The sequence below is a fragment of the Spirillospora sp. NPDC000708 genome (assembly GCF_040299565.1).
In the GTDB taxonomy this organism is placed as follows: domain Bacteria; phylum Actinomycetota; class Actinomycetes; order Streptosporangiales; family Streptosporangiaceae; genus Spirillospora.
On record NZ_JBEPCJ010000044.1, the window covers coordinates 12,516 to 33,101 of the forward strand.

Below are 20,586 nucleotides of genomic sequence, written 5' to 3' on the forward strand. Positions count from 1 at the left end.
GGCCCCGTCCGGGGTTCGAGCTGGTCAGCGGTTGGCGGGGCGGAGCGGGGTGCGGCCCCGGATGAGGTCGGCGGCGCGCTCGGCGATCGCGATGGTGGGGGCGTTGGTGTTGCCGCGCGGCACCGACGGCATGACGGAGGCGTCCACGACGCGCAGGCCGTCGACGCCGCGGACGCGCAGCTCGGGGTCGCAGACCGCGCCGTCCGAGCCGCCCATCGCGCAGGTGCTCGTCGGGTGGAAGAGCGTCGCGCACTCGCGGCGGACGAACGCGGCGATCTCCTCGTCGGTCTGGACGCCCTCGCCGGGCGCGTACTCGCCGCCGGCCAGATGGGCGAGCGGCCCGACCGCGGCGATCTCGCGGGCCTGCCGGACGCCCGCGACCAGGACGTCCAGGTCGGCCTTGTCGGCGAGGTAGGCGGGGTCGATCAGCGGCTTGGCGTACGGGCTGGCGGACCGCAGCGTCAGCGACCCGCGGCTCGCCACGGCGATGGCCGTGACCAGCACCGACAGCAGCCGCTGGGACGGCTCGACGAGTCCCTGGTCCAGGAACGGGGTCGGCAGCACGTGGTACTGCAGGTCCGGCGCGGGCAGGCCGCCGGCCGTCCGGACGAACCCGCCCGCCTCGGCGAGGTTGGACGCGTACGGCCCGCGCGCGAAGGCGGCGTGGAGCGCCAGCGAGCGGGCGTTCGCCAGCTCCCACAGCGCCTTGGTGCGCGGGGTCGCGAACATGACGTTCACGAACGGGTGGTCCTGCAGGCCCTGGCCGACCGGGGAGTCGGCGACGACGTCGATGCCGTGCGCACGCAGGTGCCCGGCGGGGCCGACGCCCGACAGCATCAGCAGTTGCGGGGTGTTCACCGCGCCGCCGGACAGGATCACCTCCGTCGAGGCGCGCGCCTCGACCGTCTCGCCGCGCGCCTCGTACCGGACCCCGGCCGCCCGCCCGTTCTCGATCAGGACGCGGGTGGCGAGCGCGTCGGTGACGACGGTGAGGTTGGGGCGCCGCAGCGCCGGGCGCAGGTAGCCGTCGGCGGCCGACCAGCGCCGCCCGCGCCGCTGCGTGACCTGGTAGAACCCGACGCCGTCCTGGTCGGCGCCGTTGAAGTCGGGGTTCGCGGCCAGCCCGAACGCCATCGCCGACCGCACCCACGCCTGCGTCAGCGGGTGCTTGTAGCGCAGGTCCTCGACGCGGAGCGGGCCGCCGGTGCCGTGGTACGGGGTCGCGATGCGCTGCTGGTCCTCGGCGCGGCGGAAGTAGGGCAGCAGGTCCTCGTAGCCCCAGCCGTCGCAGCCGTACGCGTCGCGCCAGGTGTCGTAGTCGTGCCGGCTCCCGCGAATGTAGATCATCGCGTTGGTGGACGAGCTGCCGCCGAGGGTGCGGCCGCGCGGCCAGTACACCGCGCGCCCGGCGGCGTGCTCCTGCGGGACGGTCGTGTAGTCCCAGTCGTACGGGCCCTTGATCAGGCTCGCGACCGCCGCCGGGATGCGGATCTCCGGCGCGTCGTCGGGCGGCCCGGCCTCCAGCAGCAGGACCTTCGCCGACGGGTCCTGCGACAGCCGGGCGGCCAGCACGCAGCCGGCGCTGCCCGCACCGACGATCACGTAGTCGTACACGCGACGAACACTACCGAACGGTTTTCCGACGTCATCGGGCCGTCCGGGGCCGCCGGGCGGCGCCGCCCGCACGGCCCGGCGCTAGTGTGACGGCCATGGCGAAGAACAGGGAGACCCCCGTCGTCCTCTCGCGGATCTACACCCGGACCGGCGACGACGGCAGCACCGCGCTCGGCGACGCGTCCCGGACGAGCAAGACCGACCCCCGCCTGGCCGCCTACGCCGACGTGGAGGAGGCCAACGCCGCGATCGGCGTGGCCCTCGCCCTCGGCGGCCTGCCCGACGGGCTGAAGGCGCTGCTGGTCCGCGTCCAGAACGACATGTTCGACGTGGGCGCCGACCTGTGCGCGCCGGTGGTGGCCGACCCCGAGTACCCGCCGCTGCGCGTCGACCCGTCCTACATCGAACGGCTCGAGGCGGCGTGCGACGAGTACAACGCCGACCTGCCGGCGCTGCGCAGCTTCATCCTGCCCGGCGGCAGCCCCGGCGCCGCGCTGCTGCACGTGGCGCGGACGGTGACGCGGCGCGCCGAACGGTCCGCGTGGGCCGCGCTGGAGGCGCACGGCGCCGCGCCCGTCGGCGAATCGGGCGGCACCGCCCCGGACGCCGCCGACCGGGGCGTCAACCCGCTGACCGCCAAGTACCTCAACCGGCTGTCGGACCTGCTGTTCATCCTGTGCCGCGTTGCGAACGCCGAGCACGGCGACGTGCTGTGGAAGCCGGGCGGCGAGCGCTGACACGCGCGCCACCGGATGGGGTGGGGTTAGCCCCACCCCCGGGACGCCTGCCCGCCTCCTGTCGGCCCGGCCCCCCGGTCCGGCAGGCTGTCGCATGACGGGGTGCAGGGCGAGCGGCGGGGAGAGACGCGACGTGAGGACACTGGCAGGCGCGGCGGTGCTGGCCGGCTCGGCGGTGCTGGCGGGCGGGGCGCTGGCGGGCTGCGGGCTCAGCTTCAGCCGCCACACCGAGGACCGCACCTACACCGCGCCGGACGGCGTCGGCGCGCTCAAGGTGTCGCCGGGCGACGGGGCGGTGCGGATCACCGCCTCCGACTCCCCCGGCATCACGGTCACCGAGCATCTGCGCTGGTCCAACGGGCGCAACAAGCCGCAGCCGCGGCACGACGTCGGCGGGCGGACGCTGTCGCTGTCCGCGAGGTGCGGGCACAGCGTGATCGGCTCCAACCCGTGCCGGATCTCCTACGAGATCCGGGTGCCGCGCGCCACGGCCGTCGAGGTGCACGGCGGCTCCGGCTCGATCCGCGTCACCGGCCTGGCCGGCGCGGTGAGGCTCCACGGGGACACCGGCGCGGTCACCGCGACCGACCTGCGCACCTCCGCGGCGACCCTCAGCGCGGGGTCGGGCAACGTGCGGGTGTCGGGCCGCGCCGCCACCGCCGACCTCCGCGCCGACACCGGGTCGATCACCGCGACCGGCCTGACGTCCGACCGGCTGACGGCCCGGACCGGCGGCGGCGAGGTCCGGCTGGGCGGCCGCATCGCCTCCGCCGAGGTGCGCACCGACACGGGCGCGCTGCGGGCCGACGGCCTCACCGCCGACCGGCTGGCCGTCGAGACCAACGCCGGGACCGTCGCGGTCGCCCTGGCCGCGGCGCCGAGCAGCGTCCGGGCCACCACCGACACCGGCTCCGTCCGGCTGCGGCTGCCCGCCGACCGGCCCTACGCGATCACGCTGTCCACCGACACCGGCGGCAAGCGGATCGACCCCGGCGTCCACCAGGACTCGGCGGCGCCCCGGCACGTCACGGTCAAGACCAACGCGGGCGCCATCTCGATCAAGCCCGCCTGAGCAGGCCCCGCGCCGCCGCCGGCGGCGCTCACCGGACCAGGTAGGGCCCCTGCCATTCGGGACGGTACGGGGCCGCCGGCAGCGCCTCGACGCGCGCCTCCCCGTTCACCGGCAGCGTGCTGGCGGCGAACCGCTGCGTCGCGTACGCGACGCCGTCCACGTTGGTGTCGAGCAGCTTGAGGTCGACGTTCTTCATCCGGTCGCACTTGGCGTGGTAGCACGGGTCGTACGCCTTGCCGGGCCTCCCGCCGTACGCCTTGGCCTCCGCCGCGGTCTTCACGCCCTCCGCGCCCGTCTCGATGCCGCCGGCCGGGATGCCCTTCGCGACGAACGGCCCGTAGTCCGACCGGCCGTCGAACGCCGTCTGCGTCACCGGCAGGTGCCGTCCGGCGAAGTAGTCGCGGAAGACCTTCTCGATCGCGCCGGACCCGGCGGGCGGGACGGTGCCGAGGCGCCCGGAGTGGTCGCCGTCGTAGACGGCGCGGGTGCCGTTCGGCGAGCCGAGCATGTCGAAGTTCAGGGCCAGCGCGATCCTGCCGCGCTCGGCGGCGCTCAGCGACCGCACGTAGTGCGTGGACCCGACGAGGCCCTCCTCCTCGGCGCCCCACCAGGCGAACCGCACCCGGTTCCGCACGTCCCTGCCGCCCAGCTTGCCGATCTTCTCCGCGACGGCCAGCAGCGCCGCCGCGCCCGTCGCGTTGTCGTTGATGCCGGGGCCCGCCGGGACGCTGTCGAGGTGCGCGCCGACCAGCACGACGTTGCCGGCCCGGCCGCGCCGCGTGTCGGCGACGACGTTGCTCGCCGACCGCTTCCCGTGCGCGGCGTCGACCTTCACCCGCATCCTCAGGCCGCCCTTCTTCGCGGCCTTCGCCAGCTCGGACCCCGCCTGGTAGGACGGGCCCACGACCGGGATCGGCGCGAGCCTCTCCACCGTCCCGTTCACCGGGCCCTTCTCGCCCGGCTTGTTGAAGATGATCGCGGCGGCGGCGCCCGCGGCCCTCGCCTTGGCGACCTTCGTCGCGAAAGCGCACGTCCCGCGCTGCATCAGCGCGATCGAGCCCTTGCGGAAGCCCGCGAAGTCGCCGCTCTCGCAGCCGCTCGTCCCCTCGCCCGACGACGGCAGGTCCACCGCCGCCACCGGGGCCGTCACCTGGCCCACGCCCGAGTAGGCGAACGTCAGGAAGTCCGTCCCCACCTTGTAGGACGCCTTCGACGGCGCCACGCGCGCCAGTACCGGAGCCGTCCGCTCCCGCCAGTACGGGAACGTGAACCGCTGCACCCTCGGCGCGAACCCGGCCTTCTTCAGCCGCCCCACGACGTACCGGACGGAGACCCCGAACCCCTGCCCGCCGACCGCGCGGTTCCCGCCGTTGTAGTCGGCGATCTCCTGGAACGCGGACAGGTGCCGCTGGACGTCCTTCAACGTGACCAGCTTCGCCAGATCGGGCCGCGCCTGCGCCGCCGGCGCGGGCGCCCGTGAGGTCGTCGGAGCGGGCACAGGCCGGGACGGTTCCGCCTGCGCACCCGGCCCGACGGCGGCCAGCGCGCCCGGGACGGCGGCGGACAGCGCCACGGCGGCGCCGGTGAGCAGCTTGCGCACGTGCACTCCTGCGGAGACGGGAACGGAGCTCTGACCAGGGACGATCATGAACCCGCGACCCGCCCGCCTCAAGGATCACCGAGCGGACCAGGCCGTATCGATACCGCCGCCTTACCCTGCGCAAGCCGACACGCCCGGCGTCACGCCGCCCGGGTCACTCCGGCGGGTGCACCTCCACCGGGAAGCCGGGCGGCGCCGCCTCCAGCCACGCCAGGAACCCGGTCAGCGCCGCCGCGCCCATCGCCAGCTCCATCACGTGCGCGCCGTCCCGCACCTCGATCACGCTGACGTCCGGCAGCAGGCCGTCCGCCTCGTCGGGCCCCGGTGCCCGCCGGTTGGACACGACGAGGCCCCGGCGGTGGATCACCTGCCGGGGCCTTCTCCGGAAACCGAACACGCGGTGCCAGTGCAGCTCGTCGCCCCGGTACCGGCCGATACCGAGGCGCCACACCCCCGGAGCGGCCTCCGGGCCGGCGGTCTCCGCGGGCAGCGTGCGCAGGCTGCACTCGACCGCGCCGCCGCCGCGGACGAACAGCCAGCGGCGCACGGCCATCATTACGAACACGAGCGCGGCCACCAGGACCAGCCCGGCGAGCACCCCGCCCGCGTCAAGTGCCAGGTGCCCGCCCAAGTCCCCCCGCCGTTCGCTCGCGCTGAAAACTAGACCTCTATGCCCGCCGCGCGCAGCCGCGCCCGGGCCCGCCGCTCCGGCGTCGCGTCCTCGCCGCCGCCGGCCATCGCGTCCTCCAGCGCCTGCCGCGCGTGCTGGACGTCGATCTCCTCGCCCACCTCGGCCTGCTCCGCCAGGATCGCGACCTCGTCGCCCGCGACGGAGAAGAACCCGCTGCCGACCATCGCGCTGACCCGCTCGCCGCCGTCGGCCGGCTCGATGGTCACCACGCTGCCGTCCAGCAGCACGCCCAGCACCGGGGCGTGGCCCGGCAGGATGCCGAGCGAGCCCTCGATGGTCTGCGCGACCACCATCTTGGCCTCGCCGGACCAGATCTCGCGCTCCGGCGACACCAGCCCGACCTTCAGGGTTGCCACGTCTCAATCCTCCGAATACTGGAGCGGTTCCGGCGGGGCGCCCGGACGAGCGGTCCGGGCGCCCCGCCGGAGCGGACTACTTCTCCAGCTCCTTGGCCTTCTTCTCGACGTCCTCGATGCCGCCGCACATGAAGAACGCCTGCTCGGGCAGGTGGTCGTACTTGCCCTCCGCCAGCGCCTTGAACGAGGCGATCGTCTCGTCCTTCGGCACCGTCACACCGGGCTGGCCGGTGAACTGCTCGGCCACGTACATCGGGTGCGACAGGAAGCGCTCGATGCGCCGCGCCCGCTTGACGGTGACCTTGTCCTCCTCGGAGAGCTCGTCGATACCGAGGATCGCGATGATGTCCTGCAGCTCCTTGTACTTCTGCAGGATCCGGATGACCTCCTGGGCGACCGCGTAGTGCTCGTTCCCCAGGATCTGCGGGTCCATGATCCGCGAGGTGGAGTCGAGCGGGTCCACCGCCGGGAAGATGCCCTTCTCGGAGATGCTCCGCGCCAGCGTGGTCGTCGCGTCCAGGTGCGCGAACGTGGTGTGCGGCGCCGGGTCGGTGATGTCGTCGGCGGGCACGTAGATCGCCTGCATCGAGGTGATCGAGTGACCGCGCGTCGAGGTGATCCGCTCCTGCAGCACGCCCATCTCGTCGGCCAGCGTCGGCTGGTACCCCACCGCGGACGGCATGCGCCCGAGCAGCGTGGAGACCTCCGAACCGGCCTGCGTGAACCGGAAGATGTTGTCGATGAACAGCAGCACGTCCTGGTTCTGGACGTCGCGGAAGTACTCCGCCATCGTCAGCGCGGACAGCGCGACGCGCAGCCGGGTGCCCGGCGGCTCGTCCATCTGCCCGAACACCAGCGCGGTGTCCTTGAGGACGTCCGCCTCGTCCATCTCCACCCAGAGGTCGTTGCCCTCACGGGTGCGCTCGCCCACGCCGGCGAACACCGAGGTGCCGCCGAAGTTGCGGGCGACGCGGCGGATCATCTCCTGGATGAGGACGGTCTTGCCCACACCCGCGCCGCCGAACAGGCCGATCTTGCCGCCCTTGACGTACGGGCACAGCAGGTCGATGACCTTGATGCCGGTCTCCAGCATCTCCGTCTTCGACTCCAGCTGGTCGAACGCCGGGGCCTTGCGGTGGATCGGCCAGCGCTCGTTGATCTCCAGCGACGCGGTCGGGGCGTCCAGCGCCTCGCCGAGGGCGTTCCACACGTGGCCCTTGGTGACGTCGCCGACCGGCACCGCGACGGACTCGCCGGTGTCGACCACCGGCGCGCCGCGGACCAGGCCGTCCGTCGGCTGCATCGAGATCGCCCTGATCATGTTGTCGCCCAGGTGCTGGGCGACCTCGAAGGTCAGGGTCTTCTCCTCGCCGCCCAGCGTGATCCGGGCGTGCAGCGCGTTGTAGATGTCCGGGATGGCGTCGGCGGGGAACTCCACGTCGACGACCGGGCCGATGACGCGTGCGACGCGCCCGGTCGCGGTCGCCGTCTCTACCTGTGCAGTCATTTCACTCCCCGCCAGACTCGGCGAGCGCGTCAGCGCCACCGACGATCTCGCTGATTTCCTGGGTGATCGCGGCCTGCCGCGCCTGGTTCATCTGGCGCGTGTAGACCCCGAGCAGATCATTGGCATTGTCGGTCGCCGACTTCATCGCCCGCCGCACCGACGCCTGGAACGACGCCGCCGACTGCAGCAGCATGTGGAAGATGCGGCTCTCGACGTAGTTGGGCAGCAGGAGGTCGAGCGCCGCCTGCGCGGACGGCTCGAACTCGTAGGTCGGCAGGACCTGCCCGTCGCCGTCGCCCTCGGTGACCTCCAGCGGCATCAGCCGCCGGACCTGCACCTTCTGCGTCAGCATCGACACGAACTCGGTGTAGACGACGTGGATCTCCCCGACCCCGCCCTCGGCGTCGGTCTTCAGGAAGTCCTCCGTCAGCCGCCGCCCGATCCGCTCGGCGCTGGCGAAGTCGGGCCGGTCGCTGAACCCGTGCCAGGTCTCGGCGAGCTCCCGGCCCCGGAACCGGTACCAGTTGATGCCCTTGTTGCCGATGACGTACGGGACCGGCTCGCGGCCCTGCTCGCGCAGCGCGGTGATCAGCGACTCTGCCTCGCGGATGACGTTGGCGTTGTAGGCGCCGCAGAATCCGCGGTCCGAGGTGATGATCAGCACCGCGCTGCGGTTGTCGGTCGGCTGCTCGTGCAGCAGCGGGTGGTCGATCCCGACACGGTGGCTCACCAGCGCGGACAAGGCCTGCGTGATCCGGTCGGCGTACGGCTTGGAGGCCGCCACCGCCTGCTGGGCCTTGACGATCCGCGACGTGGCGATCATCTCCTGGGCACGCGTGATCTTGGCGGTCGACTTGACCGTCTTGATCTGCTGCCGGAGTTGACGAAGCTGTGCGGCCATGGCCGTCAGCCCTTCTTGACGCGGGTGATCGTCTCCTGCTCGACGGCCTCGTCCTCGATCGCCTCGACGGGCTCATCCGCGCCCAGCAGGTCGCCCTCGCTGGTCTGGAAGCCCTTCTTGAACTCCGTGATGGTGCTCTTGAGGCTGGTGAGGTCGTCGTCGGACAGCTGCCCGGTCTCCCGGATCGAGGTCAGCAGGCCGGCGTCCTCGCGCTCCACGTAGTCGAGGAACTCGCGCTCGAAGCGGCGGACGTCGGCGACCGGGACCTCGTCCAGCTCACCGGACGTGCCCGCCCACACCGAGATGACCTCCTGCTCGACCGGGAACGGCGAGCCCTGCGGCTGCTTCAGCAGCTCGACCAGGCGCGCGCCGCGCTCCAGCTGCGCGCGCGACGCCGCGTCCAGGTCCGACGCGAAGGCGGCGAACGCCTCCAGGTCGCGGAACTGCGACAGCGCCAGGCGCAGCGTGCCGGCGACCTTGCGCATCGCCTTGATCTGCGCCGAGCCGCCGACCCGGGACACCGAGATACCGACGTTGATCGCCGGCCGGACGCCCTGGTTGAACAGGTCGGTCTCCAGGAAGCACTGCCCGTCGGTGATCGAGATGACGTTCGTCGGGATGTACGCCGAGACGTCGTTGCCCTTGGTCTCGATGATCGGCAGGCCGGTCATCGAGCCGCCGCCCAGGTCGTCCGACAGCTTCGCGCAGCGCTCCAGCAGGCGGGAGTGCAGGTAGAAGACGTCGCCGGGGTAGGCCTCGCGGCCCGGCGGGCGGCGCAGCAGCAGCGACACCGCGCGGTAGGCCTCGGCCTGCTTCGACAGGTCGTCGAACACGATCAGGACGTGCTTGCCCTGGTACATCCAGTGCTGGCCGATCGCCGACCCGGTGTAGGGGGCGATGTACTTGTAGCCCGCGGGCTCGGACGCCGGGGCCGCCACGATCGTGGTGTACTCCAGCGCGCCGGCCTCCTCCAGCGACCGCCGCACGTTGGCGATCGTGGAGCCCTTCTGGCCGACCGCGACGTACACGCAGCGGACCTGCTTGGCCGGGTCGCCCGAGTCCCAGGCTTCCTTCTGGTTGATGATCGTGTCCACGCAGACCGTGGTCTTGCCGGTCTGCCGGTCACCGATGATCAGCTGGCGCTGGCCGCGGCCGATCGGGGTCATCGCGTCGATGGCCTTGATGCCGGTCTGCAGCGGCTCCTTGACCGACTGCCGCTGCACGACGGTCGGGGCCTGCAGCTCCAGCGCCCGCCGCTCGGTGCTCTCGATCGGGCCCTTGCCGTCCAGCGGGTTGCCCAGCGCGTCCACGACGCGGCCGAGGAAGCCGTCGCCGACCGGGGCCGAGAGGACCTCTCCGGTGCGGCGGACCTTCTGGCCCTCCTCGATCTTGCTGAAGTCACCCAGCACCACGGCGCCGATCTCGCGCACGTCCAGGTTCAGAGCCAGGCCACGGGTACCGTCCTCGAACTCGAGGAGTTCGTTGGCCATCGCCGAGGGCAGGCCCTCGACGTGGGCGATACCGTCGCCGGAATCGACGACGGTGCCGACCTCTTCGCGCGCGGCGGCCTCGGGCTCGTACGACTGGACGAAGCGCTCCAGCGCGTTCCGGATCTCATCCGGACGGATCGTCAGCTCCGCCATGATTCCTCTCTTGCTCCCTTTGGGGTCAGCTCTGCCGGCGTCAGCCGGTGCCGAGCCGCCGGCGGACGTCGTCCAGCCGTCCGGCGATCGTGCCGTCGATGATCTCGTCCCCGATCTCAATCGACAGGCCGCCGATCGCCGTGGGGTCGAGCTCGATGTTCAGGTGTACTTCGTGGCCGTAGGCGGCGGCGAGCACCGCGGCGAGCCGGGTGCGCTGCGCGTCCGTCAGCGCGACCGGGGTGCGGACCAGCGCGACCAGCCGCTGCCGCCGCTGGGCGACGATCCGGCCGTACTCGGCCAGCCCGCCTTCCAGGCTACGTCCTCGCGGGCGCAGCACCAGTTCCCTGATCAGCGTCAGCGTGGCCGGCTGGACCTTGCCGTCCAGCAGCGCCTCGACCAGGCCCGCCTTGCGCTCGGCGGGCAGGCCGGGGCCGGCGAGGGCGCCGCGCAGCTCGATCTCGCCCTCGAGGACCCGGGAGAAGCGGAAGAGCTCGTCCTCCAGGTCGTCGAGCCGGCCGGCCGCCTCCGCCCTGGCGGACTCGGCGGTGACCGCGAGGGCCTCCACCGCGTCCGACAGCTCCGAGGGGGTGGACCAGCGCATCCGGACCACGTCGGCGACCAGCCCGAGAGCGGCCGGCGACACCTTGCCCTCCAGCAGGATCCGGACGAGCTGCGCCTTGTCGGCACCGTCCCGCGCCGGGTCGGAGACCGCCCGCCGCAGGCCGTGCTCGCGGTCGATCAGGTGCAGCACCGCGAACAGGTCGTCGCCCAGCCCGTCGAGGTCGGGGCCGGCGGAGGAGATGACCGCCTCCAGCCGCTCCCTGGCCTCGGCCAGCGACGCCCTGCTCACCGCTCCCGTGATGGTCATGATGTGATCTGCTCCTGCGTGCGGGCGCGCTCCTCGAGCTCCTCGAGGAACCGGTCGACCACCCGGCTCTGGCGGGCGCTGTCCTCAAGGGACTCGCCCACCACGCGGGAGGCCAGCTCGACCGACATCGAGCCGATCTCGGCGCGCAGCGAGGACAGCGCCTGCTGGCGCTCGGCCTCGATCTGCGCCTTGGCGGCGTCGATGATGCGGCGCGCCTCGGCCTGGGCCTGCTCCTTCATCTCGGCGATGATCTGAGCGCCCTGCTCCTCGGCCTTCTTGCGCAGCTTCGACGCCTCGATCGCGGCGTCCTTCTGCTGGGCCTTGTACTGCTCCAGCGTCTGGCGGGCCTCCTCCTGCGCCTGCTCGGCGCGCTTGAGACCCCCCTCGATCGCGTCGGTCCGCTCGTCCAGCGTCTTCTGGATGCGCGGGGTGAGGATCTTGCCGACGACGACCAGGACGACGACGAAGGAGAAGATCCCGACGACCAGCTCGTACGGGTGCGGCATCAGAGGGTTGTTCTGCTCCGCGGCCAGCACGGACGCTGACGTGATCATGTGTGCAGCCCTCCTCGGGTCCGGCTCCTGATCAGACGCTCTTGAAGATGAACGGCGCGACCAGGCCGATCAGGGCGAGCGCCTCGGTGAGGACGAAGCCCAGCAGCATGTTGGTGCGGATCACGCCGGTCAGCTCCGGCTGGCGGGCGATCGCGTTGACGCCCTGGCCGAAGATGATGCCGATGCCGATGCCCGGGCCGATGGCCGCGAGGCCGTAACCGATCGCGGTGACGTTACCGTTCACGGCGGCGAGGACTCCCGTCATGGGTTCATTCCTTTTCTGTCGGCCGGCGGAGTGTCCGCCGGTCTGGGCTTTTCGAGGTTGTCGGTTTCGGGGCGCGCGCCGGGGGGCACTGTCCGACCCGGAGGTCTAGTGATCGGCTTCGAGACCGCTCTGGATGTACATCGCGGCCAGCAGCGCGAACAGGAACGCCTGCAGGAACTGGATCAGCAGCTCGAGGGTGGTCATCAGGATGGTGACGATCACCCCGATGATGCCGACGCCGAACCCGGCGACGGTGGGCTTCTCGAACAGGAACCAGAAGCCGACGAGGCTGAAGAACGCGAGGATCGTGTGGCCCGCGAACATGTTGGCGAAGAGCCGCACCGCGTGGGTGAACGGGGCGATGATGAAGGTCGAGAGGTACTCGATCGGCACCAGCAGGATGTAGACGGGCCAGGGCAGGCCCTTCGGCAGCATGTTGGTGAAGTACTTCGCGCCCTGGTGCCGGATGCCCAGGTAGACCTTCAGGATGTACACGAATCCTGCGAGCACGGCCGGGTAGGCGATGTGCGAGGCGATCGGGAACTGGATGACCGGGAAGACGGCCATGATGTTCCAGATCCAGATCAGGAAGAACAGCGACATCAGCAGCGGCATCCACTGCTTGGTGTTCTTGCCGAGGAACGGCCTCGCGACCTGGTCCCGGACGAACATGTAGCCGACCTCGCCGAGGTTCTGCGCGCCCCGCGGCACCAGCTTCGGCTTGGCGAAGGCGGCCCAGAAGAACGCGCAGACGACCAGGGAGCCGACGACCGCGAAGAGCACCGGTTTGGTCAGCCAGCTCGGCGCGCCGTCGAAGAGGGGCGGAAAGTCGAAGATCTCAGGCCCGGGGGCCTGGAACTCATCTCCACCGGAGGAGGCGAGGACCGTCAGCGCGTTCACGCGGCGTTCCCTTCATCAATGTGGTGATGTTTCACGTAGGCTTCTTCGGCGGCGGGGCCGCTCAGACGGAGTGGCGACCGTACTTGACGTAGACCAGGTAGATGGCGAGCGTCACGCCGATGATCAGGCCGACCGGGATCAGCCACTGCCACCCGCTCCACCAGGCCAGCAGCCACCCGATCCCGCCCCAGATAGTCATGCCGGACAGGAGGTAGCTGGGCACGGACCAGGCGACGTCGGCGAATTCCCGCTGGCCGTCCTCCGGCCGGGGCTTCTGCTCGCTCATCGCGCTCCGGACGATAGCAGGCCATGCCTGCGGTGGTCATATTGGAGTAGTCCGCCCGGACCGTGCGAGGCGGGATCATCACGGACTCCGGTCCAGGGCGCTTTCGGGGTCGTCAACGTAGGGCCTCCGCTGTAGGGCGACGCGGAACTCGGCGGCGATCCAGCACAGGGCCAGGGCGATCACCGCCCAGCCGAACACCGTGGTGTTCCAGAGGGAGACCCCGTCCATCGCCGTGACCAGCACCATCACCGCGAAGATCTTCACCACGTAGCTGGCCAGCGCGGCCAGCATCATCGTCTGGGCGGAGATCTTCCCGGCCCAGGAGACCGCGATCGCGCTGATGGAGAAGAAGATGAGCACCACGACGGTGGCCAGCGCCGCCGCCAGCGCGCCCTTGCCGCCCGCCGTCAGCAGGCCGATCAGGACGGCGCCCACCCCGACCGCCCCGGTCGGGATCGCGGCGCCGCGGAGCATCCGGGCGTCGGAAGATTGCATGAGGGCTCCGGCTGGTCACGTTCAGTGGTCGTCTCTTGTTCGTGAAAGGTATCACAAGCGTCCGGAATGTCCACAATTACCCTAGAGGTAACGCCCTGCCCGGGTGGTTTCCGGGCTGCGGGCCACACTCGCACCACGGACCTTAACCCAGGTCACGGCGCCCGATCCGGGGAACGGCCGGGACGCGCCGCGGGCCGCGGACCGCGGCGGACACGAGGCGTGAACACTGCGAGAGGGAGGTCGCCCCGCCCGCTCCGCACGTTCGATCCGAATGGTATTCGACGCGCTGTAGTAGACCGTCCGTCCGGCGGTCAGACCGGCAGTTGCGGGCGGGCGGCGGGCTGCTGCCCCGTGTCGCCCGGCTCCGCCGCGGCGTTCCGCCGCCGGCCGCGCGGCCGGCCGAGCCGCAGCATCAGCACGACCCCGGCGACCGCCACCACGACCGTGACCCCGAGGGTGATCCACGCGGCGTCGAACAGTGCCAGCCCGACCAGCCCGGACGCCAGCAGCCCGACCCAGAAGTACATGATCAGCACGGCCCGGCGGGTGGAGTGGCCGAGCTGCAGCAGCCGGTGGTGCAGGTGCTGCTTGTCCGGCGAGAACGGCGACTTGCCCTGGTTCGTCCGGCGCCACACGGCCAGCAGCATGTCCATGAACGGGACCGCCGCGACCGCCGGCACCAGCAGCAGCGGCACGTACAGCGGGAACAGCCCGTTCGACAGCACCGCCGGGTCGAACTGCCCGGTCAGCAGGATGGTCGACGCGCTCAGCAGCAGCCCGATCAGCATCGAGCCGGTGTCGCCCATGAAGATCTTCGCCGGGCTGAAGTTGTGCGGCAGGAAGCCCAGGCACATCCCGAACAGCACCGCCGCGGTGAGCGTCGCCCCGCTCAGCGTGGTCATCCCGTTGGTCTTGGTCAGCAGGTAGGCGTAGCCGAACAGGCCGAGCGCGGCGATCCCGACGACCCCGGCCGCCAGCCCGTCCAGGCCGTCGATGAAGTTCACCGCGTTGATCGTCGCGACCACCACGAACACCGTCAGCGGCACCCCGTAGGCGGGCGGCAGCGACAGCGACTCCCCGTTCGGCAGCGGGATCGAGTAGATCTGGATGCCCTGCATGATGAAGATCCCGGCGGCGGCCACCTGCCCGGCGAACTTGGTGAGCGGGTCGACCTCCCACCGGTCGTCGGCGATCCCGACCAGCACGATCAGCCCGCCCGACATCAGCAGCGCCTTGCCCACCCCGATGTCGCCGGCGGCCAGCACCTTGCGCATCTCCGGCAGCCCGGACGCGACGACCAGCGCCGCCACCATCCCGCCGAACATCGCCAGCCCGCCCAGCCGGGGCGTCGGGATGACGTGCACGTCGCGGTCCCGGGGGACGGCCTGCGCGCCGAACCAGACGGCGAAGCGCCGGACGGCGGGCGTCAGCAGGTAGGCGACCAGCGCGGCGACCAGGATGGTCAGCAGGTACTCCCGCAACTCCCCTGCGCCTCCCTTCGCCGATCACCGCCGTCCGCGACCGCGCCGTCCGCGATCACCCTGCGACATGCCCCGATTGAACGCACCGTCACCGCGCCGGGGTTCCCGACCGGGTAAGACGATCGTCGATCACGATCGGTTCGCCGTCACGACCGGCCAACTCTAGTCCCACCGGGCCACATCCGCCGCATATCGCGCCGTCCCGGACGTCGTGGAGCACATCACGGCCGTCCCGGCGATCACCAGCGCGAGGCCCGCCAGCGACCGGTCCCCCAGCGAGAACGCCCACGGCCCGCGGTCCAGCACGTCGTCCGCGGCGTCCGACAGGACGAGCAGCGCGCCCACCACCGCCAGCGCCGCGCCCGCCCTGCGGTGCGGCGCCGGCCTCCGCGCCGCCAGCGCCACCGCGGCCAGCGCCAGCGCGAGCACCGCCGAGCCCGGCCAGGTCCCCGCCCAGTGCGGCCGGGCGTAGTGCGGCGGCGGGACGGCCACCGCGTGCTTCGGCAGCCGGACCCGCACCGTCATCCCCTCGTGCGGGGCGAGGGCGCTCTGCATGAAGTCCACCGCGTACCGCCCGTCGCGGACGCCGAGGCAGCGCGTCGTCGCCCCCGGCGAGCCCGCCCGGCACGTCGCGTGCCGCAGCGGGACCGGCGCCTCCACCCGGACGACGGCGTCCCCGATCGGCACGTCCCAGCTCGTCCCGATCGCGTCCCAGACCAGCTCGTCGTGGTCGGCGTACGGGGTGAACGCCCAGCCCACCGCGTACTCGATCACGTACGCCTGGCGGCCGCGGACCTCGCGGTGCCGGTCCCCGACGGTGATCTGCAGGTCGTTCAGCCAGCGCATGGTCCGGGCGCGGGCCGGGGCGCCCGTCGACGAGCCCGCGCTGACGTCCCGCACGTCGAACAGCCGGTTCGCGCGGCGGAACGGCACCCGGCGCACGATCCCGTGCTCGCCGCCCCGGTCGAAGTCGTAGGTGATCGTCTCCCGGACGCGCACCACCCCGTCGCGGCCCAGCGTGAGGACCACGTCGTAGGTCGGGATGCTCTCGCGCGGCACGGGCGCGGCGGCCGCCGCGGGCAGCAGGAAGACCACGGTCACCAGGACCACGCCCGCGGCGATCACGGGCCTCCGAACACGGCCGCGCATTCCCCGAATGGTCTCACCGTTGCGCGCGCCGTGCCGGCAAGACCCGCCGCGCACCGCCCGCCGGCCGCGCCGCCGGATGAATGAGATCTTCGTCATGACCGGCCGTCCGCGGCGCCGTGGCGCACCGGGGAAGCCCGTCCGGAACCCCTCGGGAGACGGGTTCCGGCCCCGGCGCGTGCCGCGTCCGGACTGTTGGACGCGGGGACGGCCGCGCTGGTTCAGGTGAACCGATCTTTTCGGCCGCCCCTGGCCGTACGGTAAGAAAACCGTAAAGATGATCTTGGTATCACTGCTAGGTTATCCGCCGCTAACCCGTGATTCATGAGCATGGAGGGACCAATGCGGCGATTCGCAGCCGTAGCCCTGACCGCCGGCGCACTCCTGACCGGCACGGCCCTCGCCGGCGCTCCCGCCGAGGCCGCCACCACCCACAGCTGGGCGCCCTACAACTCCTACGGCGGCGTGAGCGCCTGGGGCACCTACACCCGCCAGGGCGGCAGCACCTACGTCACCGGATACCTCCGGGACAGCAAGAAGAACGGCTGGACAGCCTGCGTCCGGTTCCTCTTCACCGAGGGCACCAAGAAGTACTGGTCCCGCTTCAAGATCGTCGGCTACACCTCCAGCGGCACCCAGTACAACTACGACGGCAAGGCCACCGTCAAGATCAAGACCAGCTCCTCCTACAGCTGGCACCTGTGGGTCCAGGAGTGCGGCCGCAACAAGAAGACCGGCCAGTACCTCTACGGCAAGGGCAAGAAGCTGTTTTAACTGCATTCCCCTCGGCGGTCGGGCCCTGGGGGCCCTCCCTTCAACGGGCAACGCGGCGATCGCTGCATCGCTCCGACTCGCCCTGGGGGCTCGCTGCGCGATCAAGTTCTCGCACGCTCGAACTTGGCTTCGCACGCGATCGCAACGCTGAGGTCGGCGCCGGCTGAGGTCACGGACGGGGCCGTGACCGTCGGCGGTGGCCGGACATAGAACGGCCGGGCAGGTGATTCCCTGCCCGGCCGTTTCTGCTTGTGCCGGTGTCTACTCGTCCTTGGGCTTTGCCGTGGGCTCCGTGGGCGCCTCGGGGTCCGGCGCGTCGGCCGGCTCCGCCGGAGGCGTCGCGGATTCCGCGGGTGCGGCGGCGGGCTCAGCGGGGGCGGAGGCGGGCTCAGCGGGCGCCTGGGGCGCTTCGGCCGCGGGCTGCTTGGTGAGGGAGGGCTTGGACTCCACGGCGGCGGAGGGGGCCGCTGTGAGCTCCGCGGGCTCGGGAGCCTCGTCCTCCTCCGTGAGCAGCACGCCGACCACGGAACGGATCTTGTCCTCGGGGATGGCGCCGACCCGCAGGAGGCGCGGCACCGACCCCGTCAGGTCCACGATCGTGGACGGGTCGGCATGCCCCGACCGGCCCCCGTCCAGGTACACCTGGACCGAGTCGCCGAGCATCTTCTCCGCCTCCTCGGCGGTGCGCGCGGCGGGCTCGCCCGACAGGTTCGCGCTGCTGACGGCGAGCGGCCCGGTCTCCTTGAGCACCTCCACGGCCAGCTCGTGCATCGGCATCCGCACGGCGACGGTGCCCTTGGTCTCGCCGAGGTCCCACATGAGGTTCTGGTTCGCGCGGAACACCAGCGTCAGCGCGCCCGGCCAGAACTCGTCGATGAGGTCCTGGCCGTAGGTGCCGAGATCCTCGACCAGCGCGGTCGCGGCCCGGACGGAGCCGACCAGCACGGGCGGCGGCATGTCGCGGCCGCGGCCCTTGGCGTCCAGCAGCGCCTGCACGGCGGCGGGCGTGAACGCGTCGGCGCCGACCCCGTACACCGTGTCGGTCGGCAGGACGACCAGCTCGCCGCGCCGCACGGCCGAGACGGCCTCGGCGATTCCACGGGTGCGCTCCATCGGCTCGGAGCAGTCATAACGTCGGCTCACGGTCGCCCGTCTTCCCATCTCGCGGCGCTCGTCCTCTGGCACGCCCCAGGATAGCCGCGCCGCGCGGCCTGCCCGCGCCGCATGCGGCTAGTCGGCGGCGAGGCGGGCGGTGACGAACCGGTCCCGGTTGGTGAGGTCGCGGCGGTTGCGGACGTCCCGCCAGCCGTTCTCCTCGGCGAAGATCCAGTACACGCCGTTGCCCTGCAGGTCGCTGTGCTCGACCGCGACGTAGCCGCCGGGGCGCAGCAGCCGGCGGGCGGTGCGCTCGACGACGCGGATCGCGTCCAGGCCGTCGTCGCCGCCGCCCCACAGCGCGTCCGCCGGGTCGTGGTCGCGGACGTCGGGGGGCACGTACTCCCACTCGCTCATCGGGATGTACGGCGGGTTGCTGACGACGAGGTCGACGGTGCCGTTCAGCTCCGGGAGGGCGGCGGCGAAGTCGTCGAGGTGCAGGCGGACGCGGCCGCGCTCGTCGAGTTCCTCGATGTTGCGGGTCGCGTGCACGAACGCCTTGGGGTCCTTCTCAACGGCATGCACGCGCGCGCGGGGCGCCTCCAGGGCGATCGACAGGGCGATCGCGGCCGACCCCGTCCCGAGGTCGACGACCAAGGGGTCGCGGACATCCATGTCGCGGAGCGTCTCCAGCGCCCAGCCGACCATCACCTCGGTCTCCGGGCGCGGGACGAACACGCCGGGGCCGACCTTCAGCTCCAGGTAGCGGAAGAACGCCCGGCCCGTGATGTGCTGGAGCGGCTCGCCGGCCTCGCGGCGCGCCACGAACTCCCAGAACCGGGCGTCGAACGCGCTGTCGGGCACGGCGTGCAACTCGGAGCGCTTCACCCCGTGCACGGCCGCGGCCAGCTCCTCGGCGTCGGCGCGCGGCGACGCGGCCCCCGCGTCCGCGAGCCGCGCGGTCGCCCTGGCGATCTCGTCCAGCAGCAGCTTCATGCGCTCATGACTTCTGTGCTTCGGCCAGCCGGCGTTCCATGTCCGCGTCGACCAGCGCCTGCGTCACGTTGTGCAGGTCGCCGTCGAGCACCTGGTCGAGGTTGTAGGCCTTGTAGCCCACGCGGTGGTCGGAGATCCGGTTCTCGGGATAGTTGTAGGTGCGGACCCGCTCGGACCGGTCCACGGTGCGGACCTGGCTCTTGCGCTCGGCCGCCGCGGCCGCGTCCGCCTCCTCCTGCGCCATCGCCAGCAGCCGGGACCGCAGGATCCGCAGCGCCTGCTCCTTGTTCTGCAGCTGGCTCTTCTCGTTCTGGCAGGAGACGACGACGCCGGTCGGCAGGTGCGTGATGCGGACCGCGGAGTCGGTGGTGTTGACGCTCTGCCCGCCCGGCCCGGACGAGCGGTACACGTCGATGCGCAGGTCGTTCGGGTCGATCTGGACGTCGACGTCCTCCGCCTCGGGCGTCACCAGGACGCCGACGGCGCTGGTGTGGATACGGCCCTGCGACTCGGTCGCGGGCACCCGCTGCACCCGGTGGACGCCGCCCTCGTACTTCAGCCGCGTCCAGACGCCCTCGTCCTGGGAGCCCTTGGCCTTCACCGCGACCGTGACGTCCTTGTAGCCGCCGAGGTCGGACGGGTGGGAGTCGAGGACCTCGGTCTTCCAGCCGACCCGCTCGGCGTAGCGGAGGTACATCCGCAGCAGGTCGCCCGCGAACAGCGCCGACTCCTCGCCGCCCTCGCCCGCCTTGACCTCCAGGATCACGTCCTTGGAGTCGTTGGGGTCGCGCGGGACGAGCAGCCGCCGCAGCCGTTCCTCCAGCTCGTCCTTGCGCTTGCCGAGATCGGCGGCCTCGGCCGCGAACGTCTCGTCCTCGCCGGCGAGCTCGCGGGCGGCGGCCAGGTCGTCCTCGGTGGACGCCAGCTCCCGGTGCGTCTCGACGATCGGCCGGAGCTCGGCGTACCGCTTGCCGAGCCGCCGCGCCAGGGCCTGGTCGGCATGGACGGACGGGTCGGAGAGCCGCCCCTCGATGTCGGCGTATTCGCTGATGAGTTCGTCGAGATTCACGGTGTGTCCTGGCCCGTTCCGGCCCGGGGGCCGCGGCGGCCTCCGGATGCCGACTCCGAACGGCCCGGGGACCTGGAGAGTCCCCGGGCCGCCCCTGGTCGCTGTGCGGCGCTCCGCGCCGCGCGGCTCGGCGCTACTTGCCGGCCTTCTTCTTGCCGAAGCGCTGCTCGAAGCGCGCCACCCGGCCGCCGGTGTCGAGGATCTTCTGCTTGCCCGTGTAGAACGGGTGGCAGTTCGAGCACACGTCGGCGTGGATCACGCCGTTCTCGGCGGTGCTGCGGGTCTCGAAGGTGTTGCCGCACGTGCACGTCACGGTCGTGACGACGTAGTCCGGGTGAATGTCGGGCTTCATGGGTTCTCCTCGCATGAGGCGGTCGCCGGGCGCCCCCGCTCGCACGGCCGTCCGGCGTGGTCGTTTCCACGCGACGGCGCCATGGGAGATCCGGGAGGCGTGAACCGGTACCGCAGCGGTTGCAGTCCAAGTGTGCCAGATACCCGAACGTGCCGAGGTCACCGGTCATTCCCGATCTCCGATC

22 protein-coding genes are annotated in these 20,586 nt (G+C 71.9%); 3 read left to right on the plus strand and 19 right to left on the minus strand.

Annotated features, from left to right (window positions below):
• Nucleotides 1-24: 24 nt before the first annotated feature.
• Nucleotides 25-1,614: a GMC family oxidoreductase gene (locus tag ABT299_RS28155; RefSeq protein WP_500252548.1), complete on the minus strand. Its 1,590-nt coding sequence runs from the start codon at nt 1,612-1,614 to the stop codon at nt 25-27.
• A 95-nt stretch (nt 1,615-1,709) separates the two neighbouring features.
• Between ABT299_RS28155 and ABT299_RS28160 the strand changes: the two genes are divergently transcribed.
• Both ABT299_RS28160 and ABT299_RS28165 read left to right on the plus strand, forming a co-directional pair.
• Complete coding sequence (locus ABT299_RS28160) at nt 1,710-2,351, plus strand: cob(I)yrinic acid a,c-diamide adenosyltransferase (protein WP_190861999.1); 642 nt, start codon at nt 1,710-1,712, stop codon at nt 2,349-2,351.
• Nucleotides 2,352-2,484: 133 nt separating this feature from the next.
• Nucleotides 2,485-3,423 carry a DUF4097 family beta strand repeat-containing protein gene (locus tag ABT299_RS28165; protein ID WP_500252549.1) on the plus strand — a complete coding sequence of 313 codons (939 nt, stop codon included), beginning with the start codon at nt 2,485-2,487 and terminating at the stop codon, nt 3,421-3,423.
• Nucleotides 3,424-3,451: 28 nt separating this feature from the next.
• Here the strand turns inward: ABT299_RS28165 and ABT299_RS28170 are convergent, their stop codons facing one another.
• The 14 genes from ABT299_RS28170 to ABT299_RS28235 form a co-directional block, all read right to left on the minus strand.
• The gene (locus ABT299_RS28170; RefSeq protein ID WP_387032433.1) at nt 3,452-5,023 is read right to left on the minus strand and encodes a M20/M25/M40 family metallo-hydrolase; all 1,572 of its coding nucleotides are present in this window, start codon (nt 5,021-5,023) and stop codon (nt 3,452-3,454) included.
• A 154-nt stretch (nt 5,024-5,177) separates the two neighbouring features.
• Nucleotides 5,178-5,654, minus strand: a complete 477-nt coding sequence (locus tag ABT299_RS28175) for a DUF2550 domain-containing protein (RefSeq protein WP_500252550.1) — start codon at nt 5,652-5,654, stop codon at nt 5,178-5,180.
• Between the two features lie 29 nt (nt 5,655-5,683).
• On the minus strand, nt 5,684-6,070 hold the full coding sequence (locus ABT299_RS28180; protein ID WP_387032430.1) for a F0F1 ATP synthase subunit epsilon: 387 nt from the start codon (nt 6,068-6,070) through the stop codon (nt 5,684-5,686).
• 76 nt (nt 6,071-6,146) lie between these two features.
• Nucleotides 6,147-7,577 carry a F0F1 ATP synthase subunit beta gene (atpD, locus tag ABT299_RS28185; protein ID WP_387032428.1) on the minus strand — a complete coding sequence of 477 codons (1,431 nt, stop codon included), beginning with the start codon at nt 7,575-7,577 and terminating at the stop codon, nt 6,147-6,149.
• A gap of 1 nt (nt 7,578) precedes the next feature.
• Nucleotides 7,579-8,478: a F0F1 ATP synthase subunit gamma gene (locus tag ABT299_RS28190; protein WP_190862011.1), complete on the minus strand. Its 900-nt coding sequence runs from the start codon at nt 8,476-8,478 to the stop codon at nt 7,579-7,581.
• 5 nt (nt 8,479-8,483) lie between these two features.
• A complete protein-coding gene (gene atpA, locus ABT299_RS28195) occupies nt 8,484-10,121 on the minus strand; it encodes a F0F1 ATP synthase subunit alpha (protein ID WP_190862013.1) in 1,638 nt (545 codons plus the stop codon).
• A gap of 40 nt (nt 10,122-10,161) precedes the next feature.
• The gene (locus ABT299_RS28200) at nt 10,162-10,989 is read right to left on the minus strand and encodes a F0F1 ATP synthase subunit delta (protein ID WP_190862015.1); all 828 of its coding nucleotides are present in this window, start codon (nt 10,987-10,989) and stop codon (nt 10,162-10,164) included.
• Nucleotides 10,986-11,543: a F0F1 ATP synthase subunit B gene (locus tag ABT299_RS28205; protein ID WP_190862017.1), complete on the minus strand. Its 558-nt coding sequence runs from the start codon at nt 11,541-11,543 to the stop codon at nt 10,986-10,988. Before ABT299_RS28205 ends, ABT299_RS28200 begins: the two co-directional genes overlap by 4 nt.
• Nucleotides 11,544-11,574: 31 nt before the next feature.
• Nucleotides 11,575-11,808 carry an ATP synthase F0 subunit C gene (gene atpE, locus ABT299_RS28210; RefSeq protein WP_173099009.1) on the minus strand — a complete coding sequence of 78 codons (234 nt, stop codon included), beginning with the start codon at nt 11,806-11,808 and terminating at the stop codon, nt 11,575-11,577.
• A 105-nt stretch (nt 11,809-11,913) separates the two neighbouring features.
• Nucleotides 11,914-12,708: a F0F1 ATP synthase subunit A gene (atpB, locus tag ABT299_RS28215; protein ID WP_190862019.1), complete on the minus strand. Its 795-nt coding sequence runs from the start codon at nt 12,706-12,708 to the stop codon at nt 11,914-11,916.
• 61 nt (nt 12,709-12,769) lie between these two features.
• Nucleotides 12,770-12,994: a hypothetical protein gene (locus ABT299_RS28220; protein ID WP_387032423.1), complete on the minus strand. Its 225-nt coding sequence runs from the start codon at nt 12,992-12,994 to the stop codon at nt 12,770-12,772.
• Nucleotides 12,995-13,072: 78 nt separating this feature from the next.
• On the minus strand, nt 13,073-13,489 hold the full coding sequence (locus ABT299_RS28225) for a Cg1360 family ATP-synthase-associated protein (protein ID WP_190862023.1): 417 nt from the start codon (nt 13,487-13,489) through the stop codon (nt 13,073-13,075).
• A gap of 311 nt (nt 13,490-13,800) precedes the next feature.
• Nucleotides 13,801-14,970, minus strand: a complete 1,170-nt coding sequence (locus ABT299_RS28230; RefSeq protein WP_190862025.1) for a glycosyltransferase family 4 protein — start codon at nt 14,968-14,970, stop codon at nt 13,801-13,803.
• 162 nt (nt 14,971-15,132) lie between these two features.
• Nucleotides 15,133-16,119, minus strand: coding sequence for a DUF2207 domain-containing protein (locus tag ABT299_RS28235; RefSeq protein WP_500252551.1), 987 nt, complete (start codon nt 16,117-16,119; stop codon nt 15,133-15,135).
• A gap of 339 nt (nt 16,120-16,458) precedes the next feature.
• On the opposite strand from ABT299_RS28235, the gene ABT299_RS28240 reads away from it, so the two are divergent.
• Nucleotides 16,459-16,890: a hypothetical protein gene (locus ABT299_RS28240; protein ID WP_190862030.1), complete on the plus strand. Its 432-nt coding sequence runs from the start codon at nt 16,459-16,461 to the stop codon at nt 16,888-16,890.
• 261 nt (nt 16,891-17,151) lie between these two features.
• Here the strand turns inward: ABT299_RS28240 and ABT299_RS28245 are convergent, their stop codons facing one another.
• The 4 genes from ABT299_RS28245 to rpmE form a co-directional block, all read right to left on the minus strand.
• Nucleotides 17,152-18,033, minus strand: a complete 882-nt coding sequence (locus ABT299_RS28245) for an L-threonylcarbamoyladenylate synthase (protein WP_500252552.1) — start codon at nt 18,031-18,033, stop codon at nt 17,152-17,154.
• Nucleotides 18,034-18,120: 87 nt separating this feature from the next.
• Nucleotides 18,121-18,981 (minus strand): peptide chain release factor N(5)-glutamine methyltransferase, encoded by an 861-nt coding sequence (gene prmC, locus ABT299_RS28250; RefSeq protein ID WP_387032417.1) that lies wholly within the window; start codon nt 18,979-18,981, stop codon nt 18,121-18,123.
• Nucleotides 18,982-18,985: 4 nt separating this feature from the next.
• Nucleotides 18,986-20,050 (minus strand): peptide chain release factor 1, encoded by a 1,065-nt coding sequence (gene prfA / locus ABT299_RS28255; RefSeq protein WP_190862036.1) that lies wholly within the window; start codon nt 20,048-20,050, stop codon nt 18,986-18,988.
• A gap of 133 nt (nt 20,051-20,183) precedes the next feature.
• Nucleotides 20,184-20,402: a 50S ribosomal protein L31 gene (gene rpmE / locus ABT299_RS28260; protein ID WP_151544542.1), complete on the minus strand. Its 219-nt coding sequence runs from the start codon at nt 20,400-20,402 to the stop codon at nt 20,184-20,186.
• Nucleotides 20,403-20,586 lie beyond the last annotated feature (184 nt).